16 protein-coding genes are annotated in these 19,389 nt (G+C 72.7%); 13 read left to right on the top strand and 3 right to left on the bottom strand.

Going from position 1 to position 19,389, the window contains the following annotated elements; genetic code table 11:
• The first annotated feature begins 41 nt into the window (after positions 1-41).
• The 8 genes from recG (at position 42) to mutM (ending at position 7,856) form a co-directional block, all read left to right on the top strand.
• On the top strand, positions 42-2,357 hold the full coding sequence (gene recG, locus ACFWIA_RS09145) for an ATP-dependent DNA helicase RecG (RefSeq protein WP_387001943.1): 2,316 nt from the start codon (positions 42-44) through the stop codon (positions 2,355-2,357).
• 94 nt (positions 2,358-2,451) lie between these two features.
• Entirely contained in the window at positions 2,452-3,054 is a 603-nt protein-coding gene (gene rsmD / locus ACFWIA_RS09150; protein ID WP_387001945.1) for a 16S rRNA (guanine(966)-N(2))-methyltransferase RsmD, read from the top strand.
• A 26-nt stretch (positions 3,055-3,080) separates the two neighbouring features.
• Positions 3,081-3,575 (top strand): pantetheine-phosphate adenylyltransferase, encoded by a 495-nt coding sequence (gene coaD, locus ACFWIA_RS09155; RefSeq protein ID WP_387002143.1) that lies wholly within the window; start codon positions 3,081-3,083, stop codon positions 3,573-3,575.
• 304 nt (positions 3,576-3,879) lie between these two features.
• Entirely contained in the window at positions 3,880-5,022 is a 1,143-nt protein-coding gene (locus ACFWIA_RS09160; RefSeq protein ID WP_387001947.1) for an ATP synthase F0 subunit B, read from the top strand.
• Positions 5,023-5,211: 189 nt separating this feature from the next.
• Positions 5,212-5,865 carry a YceD family protein gene (locus tag ACFWIA_RS09165; protein WP_387001949.1) on the top strand — a complete coding sequence of 218 codons (654 nt, stop codon included), beginning with the start codon at positions 5,212-5,214 and terminating at the stop codon, positions 5,863-5,865.
• Between the two features lie 2 nt (positions 5,866-5,867).
• Positions 5,868-6,041, top strand: coding sequence for a 50S ribosomal protein L32 (gene rpmF, locus ACFWIA_RS09170; protein ID WP_006139588.1), 174 nt, complete (start codon positions 5,868-5,870; stop codon positions 6,039-6,041).
• Positions 6,042-6,060: 19 nt separating this feature from the next.
• Entirely contained in the window at positions 6,061-6,888 is an 828-nt protein-coding gene (rnc, locus tag ACFWIA_RS09175) for a ribonuclease III (protein ID WP_387001951.1), read from the top strand.
• A 92-nt stretch (positions 6,889-6,980) separates the two neighbouring features.
• Positions 6,981-7,856, top strand: coding sequence for a bifunctional DNA-formamidopyrimidine glycosylase/DNA-(apurinic or apyrimidinic site) lyase (gene mutM / locus ACFWIA_RS09180; protein WP_387001953.1), 876 nt, complete (start codon positions 6,981-6,983; stop codon positions 7,854-7,856).
• Between the two features lie 25 nt (positions 7,857-7,881).
• Here mutM and ACFWIA_RS09185 read toward each other — a convergent pair whose 3' ends face one another.
• The gene (locus ACFWIA_RS09185; RefSeq protein ID WP_387001955.1) at positions 7,882-9,234 is read right to left on the bottom strand and encodes a CAP domain-containing protein; all 1,353 of its coding nucleotides are present in this window, start codon (positions 9,232-9,234) and stop codon (positions 7,882-7,884) included.
• Positions 9,235-9,370: 136 nt separating this feature from the next.
• On the opposite strand from ACFWIA_RS09185, the gene ACFWIA_RS09190 reads away from it, so the two are divergent.
• The 4 genes from ACFWIA_RS09190 to ACFWIA_RS09205 all read left to right on the top strand — a co-directional run bounded on the left by ACFWIA_RS09190 (position 9,371) and on the right by ACFWIA_RS09205 (position 15,829).
• Positions 9,371-9,652 carry an acylphosphatase gene (locus ACFWIA_RS09190; RefSeq protein WP_387001957.1) on the top strand — a complete coding sequence of 94 codons (282 nt, stop codon included), beginning with the start codon at positions 9,371-9,373 and terminating at the stop codon, positions 9,650-9,652.
• Positions 9,653-10,034: 382 nt separating this feature from the next.
• Positions 10,035-10,244, top strand: coding sequence for a hypothetical protein (locus ACFWIA_RS09195; protein ID WP_385491498.1), 210 nt, complete (start codon positions 10,035-10,037; stop codon positions 10,242-10,244).
• A gap of 377 nt (positions 10,245-10,621) precedes the next feature.
• On the top strand, positions 10,622-14,209 hold the full coding sequence (gene smc / locus ACFWIA_RS09200) for a chromosome segregation protein SMC (RefSeq protein WP_387001959.1): 3,588 nt from the start codon (positions 10,622-10,624) through the stop codon (positions 14,207-14,209).
• Positions 14,210-14,416: 207 nt separating this feature from the next.
• Positions 14,417-15,829, top strand: coding sequence for a sugar porter family MFS transporter (locus ACFWIA_RS09205; RefSeq protein WP_387001961.1), 1,413 nt, complete (start codon positions 14,417-14,419; stop codon positions 15,827-15,829).
• 78 nt (positions 15,830-15,907) lie between these two features.
• Here the strand turns inward: ACFWIA_RS09205 and ACFWIA_RS09210 are convergent, their stop codons facing one another.
• Positions 15,908-17,143, bottom strand: a complete 1,236-nt coding sequence (locus tag ACFWIA_RS09210; protein ID WP_387001963.1) for a GNAT family N-acetyltransferase — start codon at positions 17,141-17,143, stop codon at positions 15,908-15,910.
• Positions 17,144-17,289: 146 nt separating this feature from the next.
• Here ACFWIA_RS09210 and ftsY point away from each other — a divergent pair, with 146 nt between their 5' ends.
• Complete coding sequence (gene ftsY, locus ACFWIA_RS09215) at positions 17,290-18,498, top strand: signal recognition particle-docking protein FtsY (protein WP_387001965.1); 1,209 nt, start codon at positions 17,290-17,292, stop codon at positions 18,496-18,498.
• A 142-nt stretch (positions 18,499-18,640) separates the two neighbouring features.
• Here the strand turns inward: ftsY and ACFWIA_RS09220 are convergent, their stop codons facing one another.
• Complete coding sequence (locus ACFWIA_RS09220; RefSeq protein ID WP_387001967.1) at positions 18,641-19,309, bottom strand: bifunctional DNA primase/polymerase; 669 nt, start codon at positions 19,307-19,309, stop codon at positions 18,641-18,643.
• Between the last annotated feature and the right edge of the window lie 80 nt (positions 19,310-19,389).

Genomic DNA, 19,389 nt, shown 5'->3' on the forward strand with positions numbered 1-19,389 from the left:
ATGTCGGCGTCGATGTCAGTGCGGTGGTGTGCAATGGTCGGGTGCCCGTGCTCGAAGAACCGTTGAAGAAGGTCCTCGGCCCCGCCACCGCCAAGGTGATGGCCGAGGCCCTTGACCTGCACACCGTAGGCGACCTCCTCCACCACTACCCCCGCCGGTACGCCGAGCGCGGCGAGCTGACCAGACTCGCCGATCTCCCCCTGGACGAACACGTCACCGTGGTCGCCCAGGTCGAGACCGCCCGGGTCCTGAAGTTCAACGGGGGCAGCGGACAACGCCTCGAAGTCGTCATCACCGACGGCAGCGGACGCCTGCAACTCGTCTTCTTCGGCCGCGGCGTCCACAAACCGCACAAGGACCTGCTGCCCGGCACCCGGGCGATGTTCGCGGGCAAGGTCTCGCTCTTCAACCGCAAGCTCCAACTGGCCCACCCCGCGTACGAACTGCTGCGCCGCACCCCGGACCCCGCGCCGGGGTCCGACGGGGCGGCGGAGGGCAGCGCCGTCGACTCCTGGGCGGGCGCCCTGATCCCGATCTACCCGGCCACCGCCAAGATGGAGTCCTGGAAGATCGCCAAGGCCGTGGACGCGGTCCTCCCCAGCGCCCCCGAGGCGGTGGACCCGCTGCCGCCCGCACTGCGCGAGGGGCGCGCCCTGGTCCCCCTGCCCGAGGCCCTGCTGAAGGTCCACCGCCCGCACACCAAGGCCGACATCGCCGATGCCCGGGCCCGCCTCAAGTGGGACGAGGCGTTCGTCCTCCAGGTCGCCCTGGCCCGCCGCCGCTTCAGCGACGCCCAACTGCCCGCCACGGCCCGCCGCCCCGGCCCCGACGGCATCCTCACCGCGTTCGACGCGCGGCTCCCGTTCACCCTGACCGACGGGCAACGGAAGGTCACCGCCGAGATCTTCGACGACCTCGCCACCGAGCACCCCATGCACCGGCTGCTCCAGGGCGAGGTCGGGTCCGGCAAGACCCTGGTGGCGCTGCGGGCCATGCTCGCCGTGGTCGACGCGGGCGGACAGACGGCGATGCTGGCGCCCACCGAGGTGCTGGCCCAGCAGCACCACCGCTCCATCACGGAGATGATGGGCGAACTCGCCGAGGGCGGCATGCTCGGCGGCGCCGACCACGGCACCAAGGTGGTGCTGCTCACCGGCTCCATGGGGGTGGCGGCCCGCCGACAGGCCCTGTTGGACCTGGTCAGCGGCGATGCGGGCATCGTCATCGGCACCCACGCACTGATCGAGGACAAGGTCCAGTTCCACGATCTGGGCCTGGTGGTCGTGGACGAGCAGCACCGGTTCGGCGTCGAGCAGCGGGACGCCCTGCGCGGCAAGGGGCCCCGGGGGGAGGGCGGTGAGCGGCGCACCCCGCACCTGCTGGTCATGACCGCGACCCCCATCCCGCGCACGGTGGCGATGACCGTCTTCGGCGATCTGGAGACCTCCGTCCTCGACCAGTTGCCCGCCGGACGCTCGCCGATCGCCAGCCACGTCGTGCCCGCCGCCGACAAGCCGCACTTCCTGACGCGTGCGTGGCAGCGCGTGCGGGAGGAGGTCGCCAAGGGGCACCAGGCGTACGTGGTCTGTCCCCGCATCGGCGACGACCCGGAGGCGGCCGAACCCGCCGCCGACGCCAAGACCGGTTCCGGGGCCGACGCGAAGGCCGCGGCCAAGGCCCGCGCCACGGCGGAGGCCAAGGCCGCGGCGAAGGAGGAGGAGGCGGCGGCCACCGCGGACAAGCGCCCCCCGCTGGCCGTCCTGGACGTCGCGGCGGAACTGGCCCGCGGCCCCTTGCAGGGGCTCGCCGTCGAGGTGCTGCACGGACGGATGGCGCCCGAGGACAAGGACGCGGTGATGCGGAGGTTCGCCGCCGGGGAGACGGACGTGCTGGTGGCGACCACCGTCATCGAGGTCGGGGTCAACGTGCCCAACGCCACCGCGATGGTGATCATGGACGCGGACCGCTTCGGGGTCTCCCAGCTCCACCAGCTGCGGGGACGGGTCGGCCGGGGCTCGGCCCCCGGCCTGTGCCTGCTGGTCACCGAGATGCCCGAGGCCAGCACCGCCCGGGCCCGGCTGGAAGCGGTCGCGGACACCCTGGACGGGTTCGCCCTGTCCCGCATCGACCTGGAGCAGCGACGGGAGGGCGACGTCCTCGGGCAGGCGCAGTCGGGGGTGCGCTCCTCGCTGCGGGTCCTCACCGTCCTGGGGGACGAGGACGTCATCGCCGAGGCCCGGGAAGAGGCCGCGGCGGTGGTCGCGGCCGACCCGGAGCTACGGGAACTGCCGGGCCTTCGGGTGGCCCTGGACGCACTGGTCGACGCCGAGCGGGAGGCGTACCTGGAGAAGGGCTGAGCCCGCCCGGTCGGGTGCGCGCGACCGCATCCCGCCCCGGACGCCTATCGTGGGGGTGTCCGTACCGACCGCACCGTGAAGGACCCGAGCGCACATGACCCGCGTGATCGCCGGACTCGCCGGTGGACGGCGGCTGGCCGTCCCCCCGGGCAACGGCACCCGCCCCACCTCGGACCGCGCGCGAGAAGGGCTCTTCTCCACTTGGGAGTCCCTGCTCGGCACCCTGAGCGGCCTGCGGGTCGCCGATCTGTACGCGGGCTCCGGCGCGGTGGCCCTGGAGGCGCTGTCCCGGGGAGCCGCCCACGCCCTGCTGGTCGAGGCCGACCCCCGGGCCGCCAAGGTGATCAGGGACAACGTCCGCACGCTCGGCCTGGCCGGCGCCGAGGTGCGGGCCGGCCGCGCGCAACAGGTGGTCACCGGACCCCCGCCGACCGCACCGTACGACGTCGTCTTCCTCGATCCGCCCTACGCCGTCGAGAACGGCGATCTTGAAGAGATCCTGCTCACACTCCGTGCTGAGGGGTGGCTCACCGTCGACGCGCTCGTCACCGTGGAGCGCAGTACCCGGGGCGGCGCGTTCCCCTGGCCCGCCGGCTTCGAGTCCGTTCGGTCCCGGCGCTACGGCGAGGGAACGTTTTGGTACGGTCGCGCCGCCGCCACCAGCGACACCGCCCCCACGTGCGACAACGCACCGTGATCGGACCGGAGAGCGAGGAACCACAGTTGCGCCGCGCCGTCTGTCCGGGGTCCTTCGACCCCATCACCAATGGCCACATCGACATCATCGCCCGTGCCTCGAAGCTGTACGACGAGGTCTACGTCGCCGTGATGATCAACCAGTCCAAGAAGGGGCTGTTCGAGATCGAGGAGCGGATCGACCTGATCCGCGAGGTCACCGCCGAGTACGGCAACGTACGGGTGGAGTCGTTCCACGGGCTCCTCGTCGACTTCTGCAAGCAGCGTGACATCCCCGCGATCGTCAAGGGGCTGCGGGCCGTCAGCGACTTCGACTACGAACTCCAGATGGCCCAGATGAACATCGGACTCTCCGGTGTGGAGACGCTGTTCGTCCCGACCAACCCCACGTACAGCTTCCTCTCGTCCTCCCTGGTCAAGGAGGTCGCGGCGTGGGGCGGGGACGTCTCCCACTTGGTTCCCCCGACCGTGCTCGGGGCGCTGTCCGGACGGCTCCGCGAACGCCGCGAAGCGGGCCACTGAGCCCTTAGCGGGGTGCCCTCCCGGTCGGTTGCCCGCGCAGTTCCCCGCGCCCCCCAACAGGTGCGCCCCACTCACCGTGCGCTGCCCCCGCCCCCAGGGGCGCGGGGAACTGCGCGAGCAAGTACGACGCACCCGCGCCGAACCACGCACCCCGGCCGAAGGAAAGGGGCGCGGGGAACGGCGCGGGCAAGCACCACGCACCCGCACCGAACCACGTACCCCCGCAACCGATGCCGGACGGCACAAAGTGGCCGTACAGTCACCTTGTCCGTCCCAACGAGGCACAGAGAGTGGCGAACACACGGTGGACGTGCAGAAGAAGCTGGATGAGATCGTCGCGGCCGTCGGCAACGCCCGCTCCATGCCCATGTCCGCCTCCTGCGTGGTCAACCGGGCGGAACTGCTCGCCCTGCTCGCCGAGGTGCGCGAGGCCCTGCCCGGCTCGCTGGCCCAGGCACGCGAACTGCTCGGCGACCGCGAGGGCATGGTCGCCGACGCCCGCGCGGAGGCGGAACGGATCGTCAGCGCCGCCCACCAGGAACGCGGCTCGCTGATCGCCGACACCGAAGTGGCCCGCAGGTCCCAGGGCGAGGCCGACCGCATCCTCGTCGAGGCCCGCCAGGAGGCCGAGGAGATCCGCGCCGAGGCAGACGACTACGTGGACTCCAAGCTCGCCAACTTCGAGGTCGTCCTGACCAAGACCCTCGGCTCGGTCGGCCGGGGGCGGGACAAACTGCTCGGCACGGGCCCCGGCCCCGCGCTCGACGGCCACGTGGACCCCGACTACGCGGAGGCGCCGGAGCGCAGCCACGACCCGGAGACCCTGCGGCGCCGGGCCGACGAGTACGTCGACGTCAAGCTCGGGGCCTTCGAGGCGGTGCTCGCCAAGACCCTGGAGGCGGTGGGCCGGGGCCGCCAGAAGCTGCACGGCCGGGTCGCCGCGGACGAACTGGGCCTGCTCGCCGACGGGGCCGACGGCCCCCGCCCCACCAGCGACGCCGACTACCTCGCCGACCTCGCGGCCATGTCGGACCCCGCGACCGGCCGAGCGACCCCCGGTGGCCCCGTACCGGCCGCACCGCCCCCGCCGCCCGCCGTGCCCGTCCCCGTGGCCGCGCAGACCCCGCCCCCGGCCCAGGACGGGTACGGCCAGCAGGACGCCTACGGCTACGGCCAGGAGGCGTACGGCTACCCGCAGGGGTACGAGCAGCAGCAGGGTTACGGGTACCAGGAGACGTACGGGTACGGTCAGCAGGACTACGGCACGCAGGGCGGCGGCTACGAGACGTACGACGCCCAGCAGCAGGGCGGCGGTGGCTACGAGTCCCCCGGGGGCTACGGGGCGCAGCCCCCGGCGGCGCAGCCCACCACGCTCGACGAGACGAGCCTGTTCGACACCGCCATGATCACCCCGGAGCAACTGCGCCGGTACGAGGAAGGCCGCTAGCGGCTCCGTGCTCGTGGGCGCTCCACCAGGGTCGCCGGGGTCCACCGGGGGAGCGCGGGGGGTCACGGTTGGGAGCAGGGGGAAAGGTCCAGTATCCTGGCTCTTCGGTCGCGTGCGTCGAGTACGCGATCACTCCCTTCACAGCTCGCCGGGCCCTTCCCCGTGGGCGCCGACGACCGAAAGACAGGGATGGCTCTGAACGCCCGCCTGGACCACCGCGACCCCCTCGTGTTCGACACGCACGAGCTGGGACGGCGTCCGGGTGCGCTCCAGCGGCTGACCCGCACGGTCGACGCGCCCTCCGGAGACGCCGCCCTCGGTCTTCCCGGGATCATCAAGGTGCCCTCGGGCGCCCCGGTGCAGCTGGAACTCCGACTTGAGTCCGTCATGGAAGGGGTGCTCGTCACAGGCACCGCCCGTGCCGTGGTCGAGGGAGAGTGCGTAAGGTGTCTGGAGCCGCTGGAGCGGGAGCTCGAAGCGGACTTCCAGGAGATGTTCTCGTATGCCGAGACCGACAACCGGGGCCGTGCGAAAGCGGAGCCGGAGGACGGTGACGAGGAGGACGAGGACAGGCTCTTCATCGAGGACGGCCTGATCGGCCTCGAACCCGTGCTGCGCGATGCGGTGGTGCTCGCACTGCCCATGCAGCCGGTGTGCCGGGACGACTGTCCGGGCCTGTGCTCCACATGCGGAGTGCGGCTCGCGGACGACCCGGACCACCAGCACGGGGCCGTCGACATCCGTTGGGCGGCACTGCAAGGACTCGCTGAATCCATCCAGGACAGCGAGAAGGACGACATGAGCGGCGCCGAAGCGGGCGTCGACGAGAAGCAGGAGAAGTAGCCGTGGCTGTTCCGAAGCGGAAGATGTCGCGCAGCAACACGCGCCACCGCCGGTCGCAGTGGAAGGCTGCGGTCCCCACCCTGGTTGCGTGCGAGCGCTGCCACGAGCCCAAGCTCCAGCACATTGCGTGCCCCGCTTGCGGCACTTACAACAAGCGTCAGGTCCTCGAGGTCTGAGCGGCTGGTGAGGGGCACGATGCCAGACGCCAAGAAGAATGACCCCCGTACCAACGGGGGAGGCCCGACGGCTTCGTCCCACACGCTCCTGGAAGGGCGGCTCGGCTATCAGCTGGAGTCCGCCCTTCTTGTGCGTGCGTTGACCCATCGCTCGTACGCGTACGAGAACGGTGGTCTGCCGACCAACGAGCGACTGGAGTTCCTCGGGGACTCCGTGCTCGGCCTGGTCGTCACCGACACGCTGTACCGCAGTCATCCCGATCTGCCCGAAGGGCAGCTCGCGAAGTTGCGGGCCGCGGTGGTCAACTCGCGCGCGCTGGCGGAGGTGGGGCGCGGTCTTGACCTCGGCGCGTTCATCCGGCTCGGCCGGGGTGAAGAGGGCACCGGTGGTCGGGACAAGGCGTCGATCCTCGCCGACACCCTGGAAGCGGTGATCGGCGCGGTCTATCTCGACCAGGGGCTCGAAGCGGCGGCGGAGCTGGTGCACCGCCTGTTCGACCCGCTGATCGAGAAGTCCTCGAACCTCGGTGCCGGACTGGACTGGAAGACCAGCCTCCAGGAACTCACCGCGACCGAGGGGCTCGGCGTACCCGAGTACCTGGTCACGGAGACCGGCCCGGACCACGAGAAGACCTTCACCGCTGCTGCCCGCGTCGGGGGCGTCTCGTACGGCACCGGCACCGGCCGCAGCAAGAAGGAAGCGGAACAGCAGGCCGCCGAGGCGGCCTGGCGGGCGATCCGCGCCGATGCCGATCGACGTGCAGCCGAAGCGGCCGAGGCCGCTGACGCCGCCGACGTCGTGGACACCGTCGAGGAGAACGCCGACACCTCCTCGGCCACGGCCTGATCCACGCTTCCCCGTGAGCGCCCACCCCGGTCGGGGCGGGCGCTCACGACGTGTACGGACCGACGATCCGACCCACGACCCCAGGACACCGCATGCCCGAACTGCCGGAAGTCGAAGTGGTGCGGCGCGGACTCGCCCGCTGGGTCGCCGAGCGGACCGTCGCCGAGGTCGAGGTGCGCCACCCGCGCGCCGTGCGCCGGCACCTCGCCGGCGCCGAGGACTTCGGACGGCGCCTCGAAGGCGAACGCATCGGCGTGCCCAGCCGCCGGGGCAAGTACCTGTGGCTCCCGCTCACGGAACCGGCCGGCGACAGCACCGGCACGGCGGTCCTCGCCCACCTGGGCATGAGCGGACAGCTCCTGGTCCAGCCGGAGGACGCCCCCGACGAGAAGCACCTACGGGTCCGGGTCCGCTTCGCCGACACCACCGACACCGAACTGCGCTTCGTCGACCAGCGCACGTTCGGCGGGCTCAGCCTGCACGACACCACCCCCGACGGCCTCCCGGACGTCATCGCGCACATCGCCCGCGACCCCCTCGACCCGCTCTTCGACGACGAGGCGTTCCCCGTCGCGCTGCGCCGCCGCCGCACGACGATCAAGCGGGCGCTCCTCGACCAGTCCCTGATCAGCGGGGTCGGCAACATCTACGCCGACGAGGCGCTGTGGCGGGCCCGGCTGCACTACGAGCGCCCCACCGCCACCCTCACCCGCCCCCGTACCGCCGAGCTGCTCGGCCACGTCCGGGACGTGATGAACGCGGCCCTCGCCGTCGGCGGCACCAGCTTCGACAGCCTCTACGTCAATGTGAACGGCGAGTCCGGCTACTTCGACCGCTCCCTGGACGCCTACGGTCGCGAGGGGCTGCCGTGCCGCCGTTGCGGTACGCCGATGCGGCGGCGGCCCTGGATGAACCGGTCGAGCTACTACTGCCCGAACTGTCAGCGCCCGCCCCGCACCACGCCGTAGCGCCACTGCGGCGCGGACGCCCGGCTCAGAAGCCGAAGTTCTGCGTCCACCAGGGGCCGCCGGAGGCGAAGTGGGCGCCCACGCCCAGGGTCTTGAAGTCGCAGTTGAGGATGTTGGCCCGGTGCCCCGGGCTGTCCATCCAGGCGGCCATCACCGCTGCCGCGTCCGCCTGGCCCCGGGCGATGTTCTCGCCGCCCAGATCGGATATCCCGGCGGCCTCGGCCCGGTCCCAGGGGCTGTCCCCGTCGGGGTCAGTGTGGTCGAAGAAGCCCCGCGCGGCCATGTCCTGGCTGAAGTCCTCCGCGAGCCGCGCCAAACCGGCGTCCGCGCTGACCGGCTGGCAGCCGACCTTCGCCCGCTCCCGATTGACCAGGGCGACCACCTGGGTCTCCGGCGAGCCGGTGACCGGTGCCTCGGTCGCCGGCGGTGGCGGGGGCGCGGCGGGGGTCGACGGTGCGGGCTTCGACGTGGGGGCGGAGGTGCTCGGTGTGCTCTGCGGGGCCTTCGTGGTGGGCGCCGTCTCCGGCTTCGGAGGCGGTGACGTCCGCTGCTTCTCCGGGGCGGCGGGGGCCGACGCCGACTGCGACGGAGACGGTTTCGCCGGAGCGGTGCTGCGGTCACCGCCCTGCTTTCCGGCGCCGGTCGACGGCGGGGCTGGCGCGGAGGCCGAGGGGGTCGGCGCGCTGCTCCGCCCGCCGTTGCTGTCGACCCCGCCCGGCACCTCGCTGGCGCGCACGCGATCGGAGGCGCCGTTGCCCACGGTGGTGGAGTCGCCGCCCGGCAGCACGCCGGCGGCCACCGCCACCGCGCCCAGCGCCATCGCTGCGGACACCCCGAGCAGCCCGGTGCGCACCGGAGTGGACACCCGCCTGCGGGACCTCTTGCGCGGACCGGCGCCCTTCGCGGCGCCCGCCGCGGACCGCCCGGCACCCGGTGCGACGACCGGCAGGGCGGTGGTCGCCGCGTACGGGCCCGACCCGCCGTCCGGCGGGGGGAGGGCGGTAGTGTCCGCGGTCGCGTCCTCGGGGAAGGCGCCGGGCGCGGTCAGGTCCGGGAAGCCGTCGGCCGCACCGTGCCCCGCCGCTCCTGCGGTGCCGTACCCGGCGAGTCCCCGCCCGTAGGCGGAAGCCCCGCCGTACGTCTCGTCGTACCGCTGGACGGGGATCGGCGCGGTCGCGGCCACGGGGTCAACGGAGTCGACGGGGTGCGGAGCGTACGGCCGGGCCACGTCGGTGTGCGCACCGTGGTCCGGGTACTCGGGGTGGTCCGGGTACGAGGATTGCCCGGGGTCGCCTTCGGGAACCGAATGAGGCGTGTCGTGCGTATAGCCATCGGTACCGGAGGCGCGTCCGGCGGCGGAGCGTCGGTGGCGTCCCATGTCCTGTCCCGGCCTTTCTGTTCCTTGCGGGCAATGCGACTCCCCCATTCGGGTGAGGCTCATTGCGTCGGGACGCTACCCCATGCCGCAAGGGGACGAAGTACCCATAGGGCATTTCGCCGGCTACCGTGCAGCCATGAATGAAGAGGTGCGCCTCACCGCATGGGTACGCGGCCGTGTACAGGGAGTGGGTTTCCGCTGGTACACGCGTGCCACAGCATTGGAGATCGGCGGGCTGAGTGGCTTTGCTCTCAATTTGGACGACGGGCGCGTCCAGGTCGTGGCGGAAGGCGGCCGGGAGCGGTGCACGGCGCTCCTGGACTGGCTCAGGGAGGGCGACACGCCGGGCCGCGTCGACGGAGTGACCGAGATATGGGGCACACCGCGCGCCGGGTACGACGGGTTCGCGATCCGCTGAGGACGCGCGCCGGCGGGGGCCGCGACGCGCTCCGCGCACCCCGGGCGCGGGGCCCCGCCGTCGGGGAAAGTTCCTGGTGGTTGCCAAGAAGGGCGAGCCGTGGCAGGCTCCCGAGAGAAGGATGATCGACACGCCCCCAGGGCCCCGAAGTCGGTGCCCGGCCGGTTGGATTTCGGCCGTGAGCCCCCGGGTGACCCGCCGGTACCGGGCGTGATCGTGTTGACCGTCAAACTTTTTGGTGAGACTCTGGAAGCCCCGCGCACCTTACCTGTTTGGCATGGAAGAACGGCATCCAGAACTCAACAGTGCCAAGCATCGCGGGTGCGATTCCCTCACGACCCAACCGCTACGGTCGGTCACTCATTGTGGAGGACCATCCATCATGGCAAAGGCGCTTCTCGGTTACGTCGGCGGCTCCGATCCGCGACTCCTCGCCGAGATGCGACGGCTCCAGCAACGCGTCCAGGACCTTGAGTCCGAGCTCGTACGGATTCAGGCCGAGAACGACGCGTTGGCGGCTGCCGCTTCTCACGACAGCGATTCGCTACTGACGAGCATCGACGTTCCCCAGGCGGAGCCTGCGCTCACCTGACCACTCCTGCTGAGCCCCGCTGACACGTGGTCGGGCTGCCCTACTACCGGTACCACCGAGATCGCTTGCCCGATCTAGCAAGGGACGCTTCGGCGTCCCTTCTGTCATTGCCCCCTCGACCGTGTGTTCCGCGTCTCCCGGCCGTCCGCCCCGTCTGAGCGGTACTGCCGCGCAGACGCTTCCGGCTGCGTCGCCCCGTCCGGTCCGCCGAACGGTCCCGCCCCCGGGCGCCCCCTTCCTTTACCGTCTGATGTGCCCTGCGCATTCCTCGGTGAAACCGCAACTTCACCCGGGGGCCCGGTGGGACGCCGGCACGCCCGAATCGTGACCCCCGGCCTCACCGGGCCGCGAGAAGCAGAGAGGTAGAGTCCGGCGGCGTGCACCTCAAGGCCCTGACCCTGCGCGGATTCAAATCCTTCGCGTCCGCCACGACACTGCGATTCGAACCGGGAATCACCTGCGTCGTCGGACCGAACGGCTCGGGAAAGTCCAATGTCGTCGACGCCTTGAGCTGGGTCATGGGCGAACAGGGCGCGAAATCCCTGCGCGGCGGCAAGATGGAGGACGTCATCTTCGCCGGGACCACCGGACGACCCCCACTCGGGCGGGCCGAGGTCTCCCTCACCATCGACAACTCCGACGGCGCCCTGCCCATCGCTTACGCCGAAGTGACCATCACGCGGATCATGTTCCGCAACGGCGGTAGCGAATACCAGATCAACGGCGACACCTGTCGGCTCCTCGACATTCAGGAATTGCTGTCCGACTCCGGAATCGGCCGCGAAATGCACGTCATCGTCGGCCAGGGCCAACTCGACTCCGTCCTGCACGCCGACCCCTCCGGCCGCCGCGCCTTCATCGAGGAGGCCGCGGGCGTCCTCAAGCACCGCAAGCGCAAGGAGAAGGCGCTCCGGAAACTCGACGCCATGCGGGCCAACCTCGCCCGGGTGCAGGACCTCACCGACGAACTCCGGCGCCAGCTGAAACCGCTGGGCCGGCAGGCCGCCGTCGCCCGGCGCGCCGCCGTCATCCAGGCCGACCTGCGGGACGCGCGGCTGCGGCTGCTCGCCGACGACCTGGTGACCCTGCGGCGGGCCCTCGCCACCGAGGTCGCCGACGAGGCCGAGCTGAAGCGCCGCAAGGACGCCGCCGAGGCCGAACTGCGGGCCCAGCTCACCCGCGAGGGACGGCTGGAGGACGAGGTACGGCAGCTCACCCCCCGGCTCCGGAGCGCCCAACAGACCGTCTTCGACCTGTCCCGCCTCGCCGAACGCGTCCGGGGCACCGTCTCCCTCGCCGACGCCCGGGTCACCAGCGCCACCGCCGCCCCGCCCGAGGAACGCCGGGGCCAGGACCCCGACGCCCCCGAGCGGATGGAACGCGAGGCCGCCCGCATCCGCGAACAGGAAGCCGAACTGACGGCCGCCCTCGAAGCCGCCGAACGCGCCCTGGAGGACACCGCCGCCCACCGGGCCGACCTCGAACGCGCCCTGCTGGACGAGGAACGCCGCCTCAAGGACGCGGCCCGGGCGCTCGCCGACCGCCGCGAAGGGCTCGCCCGGCTGGGCGGGCAGGTGGGCGCCGCCCGCAGCCGCGCCGCCGCCGCCGAGGCCGAGATCGACCGGCTCGCCCTGGCCCGCGACGCCGCGCAGGAACGTGCCGCCAGCGCCCAGGAGGAGTACGAACACCTGCACGCCGAGGTCGACGGACTCGACGCGGGCGACGCCGACCTCGCCGTACGGCACGAGGAGGCCCGCACCTGGCTCACGGCCGCCGAAACCGCCCTCGCCGAGGCCCGCGAGGCGGCCACCGCCGCCGACCGCCGTCGCGCCGCGGTCTCCGCCCGCCATGACGCCCTCGCCCTCGGACTGCGCCGCAAGGACGGTACGGGCGCCCTGCTCGCCGCCGGGGACGCCCTCACCGGACTGCTCGGCCCCGCCGCCGCACTGCTGACCGTCGCGCAGGGGTACGAGGTGCCCGTCGCCGCGGCCTTCGGGGCGGCGGCCGACGCCCTGGCCGTCACCTCGCCGGCCCAGGCCGCCGAAGCGATCCGGCTGCTGCGCAAACAGGACGGCGGCCGGGCCGCGCTGCTGCTCGCGGGCGCCCCGGAACCGTCCCCCGGACCGACCCCCGGCCCCGTACTGCGTGGCAACCCGCCCCCCGCGGCCGCACTGGTGCGCGGCCCCGCCGAGCTGCTGCCCGCGGTGCGCCGGCTGCTCGCCGGGTACGTCGTCGTGGACACCCTGGAGGACGCCGAGGACCTGGTCCGCGCCCACCCGGAGCTGACCGCCGTCACCACCGAGGGCGACCTCCTCGGCGCGCACTTCGCCCACGGCGGGTCGGCCGGCGCGCCGAGCCTCCTCGAAGTACAGGCGTCCGTCGACGAGGCGGCGACCGAACGTGCCGCGCTCGACGAGCGCTGCGCCCGGCTCGCCGCCGAGCAGCGCACCGCCGAGGAGGACCGCACCACCCGTGCCGCACTGGTGGACGAACTGGCCGAGCGCCGCCGCACCGCCGACCGCGCCAAGTCGTCGGTCGCCCAGCAACTCGGGCGGCTCGCCGGCCAGGCCCGCGGCGCCGCGGGGGAGGCCGAACGGGCGGCGGTCGCCGCGGCGAAGGCCGGAGAGGCCCTGGAGCGGGCCCGCACCGAGGTCGAGGAACTGGCGGAACGGCTCGCCGTCGCCGAGGAGAGCGCCGCCGTCGCCGACGAGGGCGAGGAGCCCGACACCCACGCCCGGGACCGACTCGCGGCCGACGGGGCGAACGCCCGGCAGACCGAGATGGAGGCCCGGCTCCAGGTCCGCACCCACGAGGAGCGCGTCAAGGCACTCGCCGGACGGGCCGACGGCCTGGACCGGGCGGCCCGGGCCGAACGGGAGGCCCGCGCCCGGGCCGAGCGGCGGGCGGCCCGGCTGCGCCACGAGGCGACCGTCGCCGCCGCGGTCGCCGGCGGCGCGCGTCAGCTCCTCGCCCACGTCGAGGTGTCGACGGCCCGGGCGGAGGCGGACCGGACGGCCGCCGAGGGCGCCCGCGCGGACCGGGAACGCGAACTGGCCGCGGTGCGGGACACCGGCCGCGGGCTCAAGGCCGAGCTGGACAAGCTGACCGACTCGGTGCACCGGGGCGAGGTGCTGGGCGCCGAGAAGCGGCTGCGCGCGGAGCAGTTGGAGACCCGGTCGCTGGAGGAGCTGGGCGTGGAGCCCGCCGCGCTCGTCGACGAGTACGGCCCCGACCGGCCGGTGCCGCCCCCGCCGCCCGCCGACGGCGAGGAACTGCCCGAGGACCCCGAGCACCCGCGCAACCTCCCGCGTCCGTTCGTCCGGGCGGAGCAGGAGAAGCGGCTGCGGGCCGCCGAACGCGCCCACCAGCAGCTCGGGAAGGTCAACCCCCTGGCGCTGGAGGAGTTCGCGGCGTTGGAGGAACGCCACCAGTTCCTCAGCGAACAGCTCACCGACCTGAAGAAGACCCGGGCGGACCTGCTCCAGGTGATCAAGGAGGTCGACGAGCGGGTCGAGCAGGTCTTCACCGAGGCGTACCGGGACACTGCACGGGAGTTCGAAGGCGTCTTCGCACGGCTGTTCCCCGGCGGCGAGGGGCGGTTGGTCCTCACCGACCCGGACGACATGCTGGCCACCGGCGTGGACGTGGAGGCCAGGCCCCCCGGCAAGAAGGTCAAGCGGCTGTCGCTGCTGTCCGGCGGGGAGCGGTCGCTGACGGCGGTGGCCCTGCTGGTGTCGATCTTCAAGGCGCGGCCGAGCCCGTTCTACGTGATGGACGAGGTCGAGGCCGCCCTCGACGACACCAACCTCCAGCGGCTCATCCGGATCATGCGGGAGCTCCAGGAGGCGTCCCAACTCATCGTCATCACCCACCAGAAGCGGACGATGGAGGTCGCCGACGCGCTGTACGGGGTGTCGATGCAGGGCGACGGGGTGTCCAAGGTGATCAGTCAGCGGCTGCGCTGAACCGCGCCTGAACCGCGCACGGGTGGCGGGTGTGCCGGGGGAGCCCCGGGGTACCCGGGCAAGCGATCCACCCGATCTCGATTCACCCGTTGGGGGGAGGTGGCGTCACCGCACCGCGGCACGCGGGTGTTCCCGGTGGTGAGCGGTGTCGACCTGTGCGCCACTGGAAGGGCTCACCAGCCCCCCCCGAGGCCCGAGGAGTGATGCGTGACCAGTGCAGCGACCCCGTCCGGCGCCCGCGAGGAGCACCCCGAACACCTCGGGCACGTCATCTTCATCGCGGCGTCGGCGGCGATGGGCGGCTTCCTGTTCGGGTACGACAGCTCCGTCATCAACGGGGCTGTCGAGGCGATCAGGGACCGCTACGACATCGGCTCCGTGGCGCTCGCCCAGGTCATCGCCATCGCCCTGATCGGCTGCGCGATCGGCGCGGCCACCGCGGGCCGCATCGCCGACCGCATCGGACGCATCCGCTGCATGCAGATCGCGGCGGTCCTCTTCATGGTCAGCGCCGTCGGCTCGGCACTGCCGTTCGCCCTCTACGACCTGGCGTTCTGGCGGATCATCGGCGGTTTCGCCATCGGCATGGCGTCGGTGATCGGCCCCGCGTACATCGCGGAGGTGTCCCCGCCCGCGTACCGGGGGCGGCTGGGCTCGTTCCAACAGGCCGCGATCGTCATCGGGATCGCCACCTCCCAACTGGTCAACTGGGGCATCCTCCAGGCCGCCGACGGCGATCAGCGCGGACAGTTGCTGGGCGTGGAGGCCTGGCAGGTGATGCTCGGCGTGATGGTCGTCCCGGCCGCCCTGTACGGGCTGCTGTCCTTCGCCATCCCCGAATCGCCGCGCTATCTGATCTCGGTCGGCAAGAACGACCGGGCCCGTGAGGTGCTGCGCGAGGTCGAGGGCGACGAGGCCCACCTCGACGCCCGGCTGGCGGAGATCCAGGAGAAGGTGCACCGGGAGCACAAGCCGACCTTCAAGGACCTGCTCGGCGGGCGGTTCTGGTTCCTGCCGATCGTCTGGGTCGGCATCGGACTCTCCGCGTTCCAGCAACTCGTCGGCATCAACGTGGCGTTCTACTACTCGTCCACGCTGTGGCAGTCGGTCGGCGTCGACCCGACGGACTCGTTCTTCTACTCGTTCACCACGTCGATCATCAACATCATCGGCACGGTCATCGCGATGATCTTCGTGGACCGGGTCGGTCGCCGGCCGCTCGCGCTGATCGGTTCGGTGGGCATGGCCATCGGGCTCGCCCTGGAGGCGTGGGCCTTCAGCTACGACCTGGTGAACGGGAAGCTGCCGGAGACCCAGGGCTGGGTCGCGCTGGTGGCCGCCCACTGGTTCGTGTTCTTCTTCGCGATGTCCTGGGGCGTGGTCGTCTGGGTCTTCCTCGGCGAGATGTTCCCCAACCGCATCCGCGCGGCGGCCCTCGGCATCGCCGCCTCCGCCCAGTGGATCGCCAACTGGATCATCACCGCGACCTTCCCGTCCCTCGCGGACTGGAACCTGTCGGCCACGTACATCATCTACGCCTGCTTCGCCACGCTCTCGATCCCCTTCGTCCTGAAGTTCGTGAAGGAGACCAAGGGCAAGACGCTGGAGGAGATGGGCTGACCCGCCCCGCTGCCGGCCGTCAGGCCCCGGCGACCGGCCTCGCCCCCGCCACCGGTTTCCGGCAGCGGGGGGCCGGGATCAGAACTCGTCCACGGTGTGCGGCAGCAGCTCCGTCCGGGAGGCCAGCCCGAACAGGGTGGCCGCGCCCGCCCGGTGCTCGGTGAGCAGGCCGGCGCGCAGCAGCTCCTCGGGCGCGGTCCCGCCCAGGTAGCAGGCGGCCAGCTCCCGCACGTCGAGCGTCAGGTCGGGTGCCTCGTCGGTGCGGGTCACCCGGGCCCGGTGGACGTCCCCGTCCGGCTTCGCCGTCACCCGGTAGCGGCCCGCGTTGCCCGGCACCCCCCGGTCGGACACCTCCAGGACCAGGTCCAGCGGCGCCGACCAGGTCCGGCCCTCCAGCGCGGCCGGCACGTCGGCGAGCCGCAGCCACAGCGCCGGGAACTCCCGGGTCACGTCGACCTGGTCCCGGTCGGCCGCGAAGAGGAGCAGCGGATCGTCCAGCGGCCGGCCCCAGGCCCGTACCTTGTCGACCAGGTCGATCGAGACCAGGTAGCGCCACAGGGCGGCGGCGACCTGCGGCGACTCGGCCTCCAGTTCGATGACGTGCGCCGTGCCGCGGCCCTCGTCGTCGGACTTGGTCCGGTACGCCACGTACCCCGCGGGCGGCTCGCCCGGATCGCCCAGGGTCACCACCCGGGGCTCGGACATGTCCTCGTCCTCCTCGAACGTCTCCGGCAGGACGAGGTGGCGCCACCACCAGTCGTCGCGCCGCACCCGTCCCGCCCGCTCGCCGCGGGCCGTCTCGTGCAGGGTGCCGATCACCTCGGCCGCCCCGGCGAACGGGACCAGCCGCAACGGACGCCCGTCGGGCTCGATCCGCAGGTCCAGGGGGTGGGTGGCGTCGACGGTCACCGTGTACGCGTGGGTCGCCGGGTCGAAGCCGAAGCGGCCGTAGATCGTCGCCTCCGACACCCACAGCGCCGCCAGCGGTTTGCGCTGCTCGGCGCAGCGCCGCCACAGCTCGTCGACCATGCCGGTGAGGACGCCCCGGCGGCGGTGGGTCGGTGCCACCGAGACGAAGGTCACCCCCGCGGTGGGCAGGGAGCCGCCGGGCACGGACAGTTCGAGGTCGTGGGCGGCCAGCAGCCCCACGAGGTCCTCGCCCTCGTAGGCGCCGATGAGGTCGGAGCGGGTGAGGGCTTCCTTGTGCTTGGCGCGTGACTCGTCCTCGGGTGACTTCTCCAGGAAGACGAGGTAGTGCAGGTCCAGGGCATGGTCGAGCCGGGCCTCGGGAATCGTGCGGTACTCCAAGGTCATGCCGGTGACGCTAACCCGCACCCTCGGAACGGGGCATCCGAGTTTCCCGGGCGGGCACCGCGCAACCGTCGTGGGCGGCCGGGCGCGGGGGCATTCGGTCGTGCTTCTCGTCCGGGCCGGCGGGGGTGGTCGATACTGGGTGCGTTATGGACATCGTCATTCTTGCTGTAGTCATCGCCGTGGTGCTGCTCGCGACCACCGGCGCGCTGGTGGTCGGCAGTCGCCGCAAGCGGCAGCTGCCCCCGCCGCCGCCCGCCGCGCCCGACCTCACCGCCCCTCCGGCCGAGCCCCGCGTCGGTGAGGAGGCCGAGCCGCCCCGGGAGGAACCCCGCCGCACCGTCGAGGAGGTCGACCTCCCCGGCGCCCCGGCACCGGCCGCCGCCCTGGCCGAGGTCGAGGAGGCGCCCGCCGCGCCCCCGATCGAGGTGCCGGAACCGACCGCGGGACGGCTGGTGCGGCTGCGGGCCCGCCTCTCCCGTTCGCAGAACGCGCTGGGCAAGGGCCTGCTCACCCTGCTGTCCCGGGAGCGCCTGGACGAGGACACCTGGGAGGAGGTCGAGGACATCCTCCTCACCGCCGACGTGGGCGTGCAGCCCACCCAGGAGCTCGTCGAGCGGCTGCGCGAGCGGGTCAAGGTGCTCGGCACCCGCACCCCGGAGGAGCTGCGCGCGCTGCTCCGCGAGGAGCTGCTGACGCTGCTCGTGCCCGACTTCGACCGCAAGGTGAACACCGAGTCCGGGCTCGACACCCCCGGAGTCGTGATGGTCGTCGGGGTCAACGGCACCGGCAAGACGACCACCACCGGCAAGCTCGCGCGGGTCCTCGTCGCCGACGGCAAGAACGTCGTGCTCGGTGCCGCCGACACCTTCCGGGCCGCCGCCGCCGACCAGCTCCAGACCTGGGGCGACCGGGTGGGCGCCCGGACCGTGCGGGGCCCCGAGGGCGGAGACCCGGCGTCCATCGCGTTCGACGCGGTCAAGCAAGGCATCAAGGAGGGCGTCGACGTCGTCCTCATCGACACCGCGGGGCGGTTGCACACCAAGACCGGCCTGATGGACGAGCTGGGCAAGGTCAAGCGGGTCGTCGAGAAGCAGGCCCCGTTGGACGAGGTGCTGCTCGTGCTCGACGCGACCACCGGGCAGAACGGGCTGGTGCAGGCCCGGGTGTTCGCGGAGGTCGTGGACGTCACCGGCATCGTGCTGACCAAGCTCGACGGGACCGCGAAGGGCGGCATCGTGATCGCGGTCCAGCGCGAGCTGGGCGTCCCGGTGAAGCTGGTGGGCCTCGGCGAGGGCGCGGACGACCTCGCGCCCTTCGAGCCCGAGGCGTTCGTGGATGCGCTTATCGGGGAGTAGCCCGGACGGGGTGCGGTCCACCGCGCCCGCGCCGGGTGTGCGCCGCGTCATCGGGCCCGGCGGAATCCAGGGGTGGTCGACCGGCCCCCCCTCGGTTCCGTCGGGCCCTCGTCGTGCGGCCCGACGGCGGGTGCCCGAGGGGTCAGCGGTCGGAGCGGTGGGCCGCGTAGGCGAGGGTGCCGAGCAGCAGGTGTGCCTGCGGCGGGCGGGCCGGGTCGAGGCCGGGGGCCCGCAGCCAGCGCACCGGGCCGCGACCGCCGCGGTCGGACGGCGGTGCGGTGACGTGGTCGCCGGGTCCCAGTGCGCGCAGGTCGAGCGCGGCACCGTCCCAGCCCATCCGGTACAGCAGCCGGGGGAGCCCGTCGGCGGCCCCGGGCGCGACGAGGAACTGGGCGCGGTGGTCGGGGGTCAGGGTCACCGGCCCCAGCGGCAGGCCCATCCGCTCCAGCCGGACCAGGGCGCGGCGGCCCGCCGTCCCGCCGACCTCCAGCACGTCGAAGGACCGGCCCACCGGCAGCATCACCGTGGCCCCGGGGAACCGTGCCCAGGCCCGGGCGACCTCGTCGAGGGTGGACCCCGCGGGGATGACCGGGGCGCCCTCCAGCGGATGGGCGCCCGGGGCCCCGCAGCGAGCGCGGTCGTCCGCCCCGGTCCGGCCGCAGGAGCAGCAGCCGCCCGTCGCCCGGGCGCCGGGCACCACGTCCCAGCCCCACAGTCCGGTGAACTCCGCCGCAGCGGTGCACTCGTCGGTGCGTCCGCGGCGACGCGAACCCGACCGGATGTCACGGATGCCGCCGATCGTGAAGTCCATGCCTCCTCCAACAGGTTCCGCGCGCCGGTGGTTACGAAGTCACGGTGCGAGCTTCGGTCACGATATGGATGCGTGCGATG

Source organism: Streptomyces sp. NPDC127068 (assembly GCF_042724695.1).
Taxonomy (GTDB): domain Bacteria; phylum Actinomycetota; class Actinomycetes; order Streptomycetales; family Streptomycetaceae; genus Streptomyces.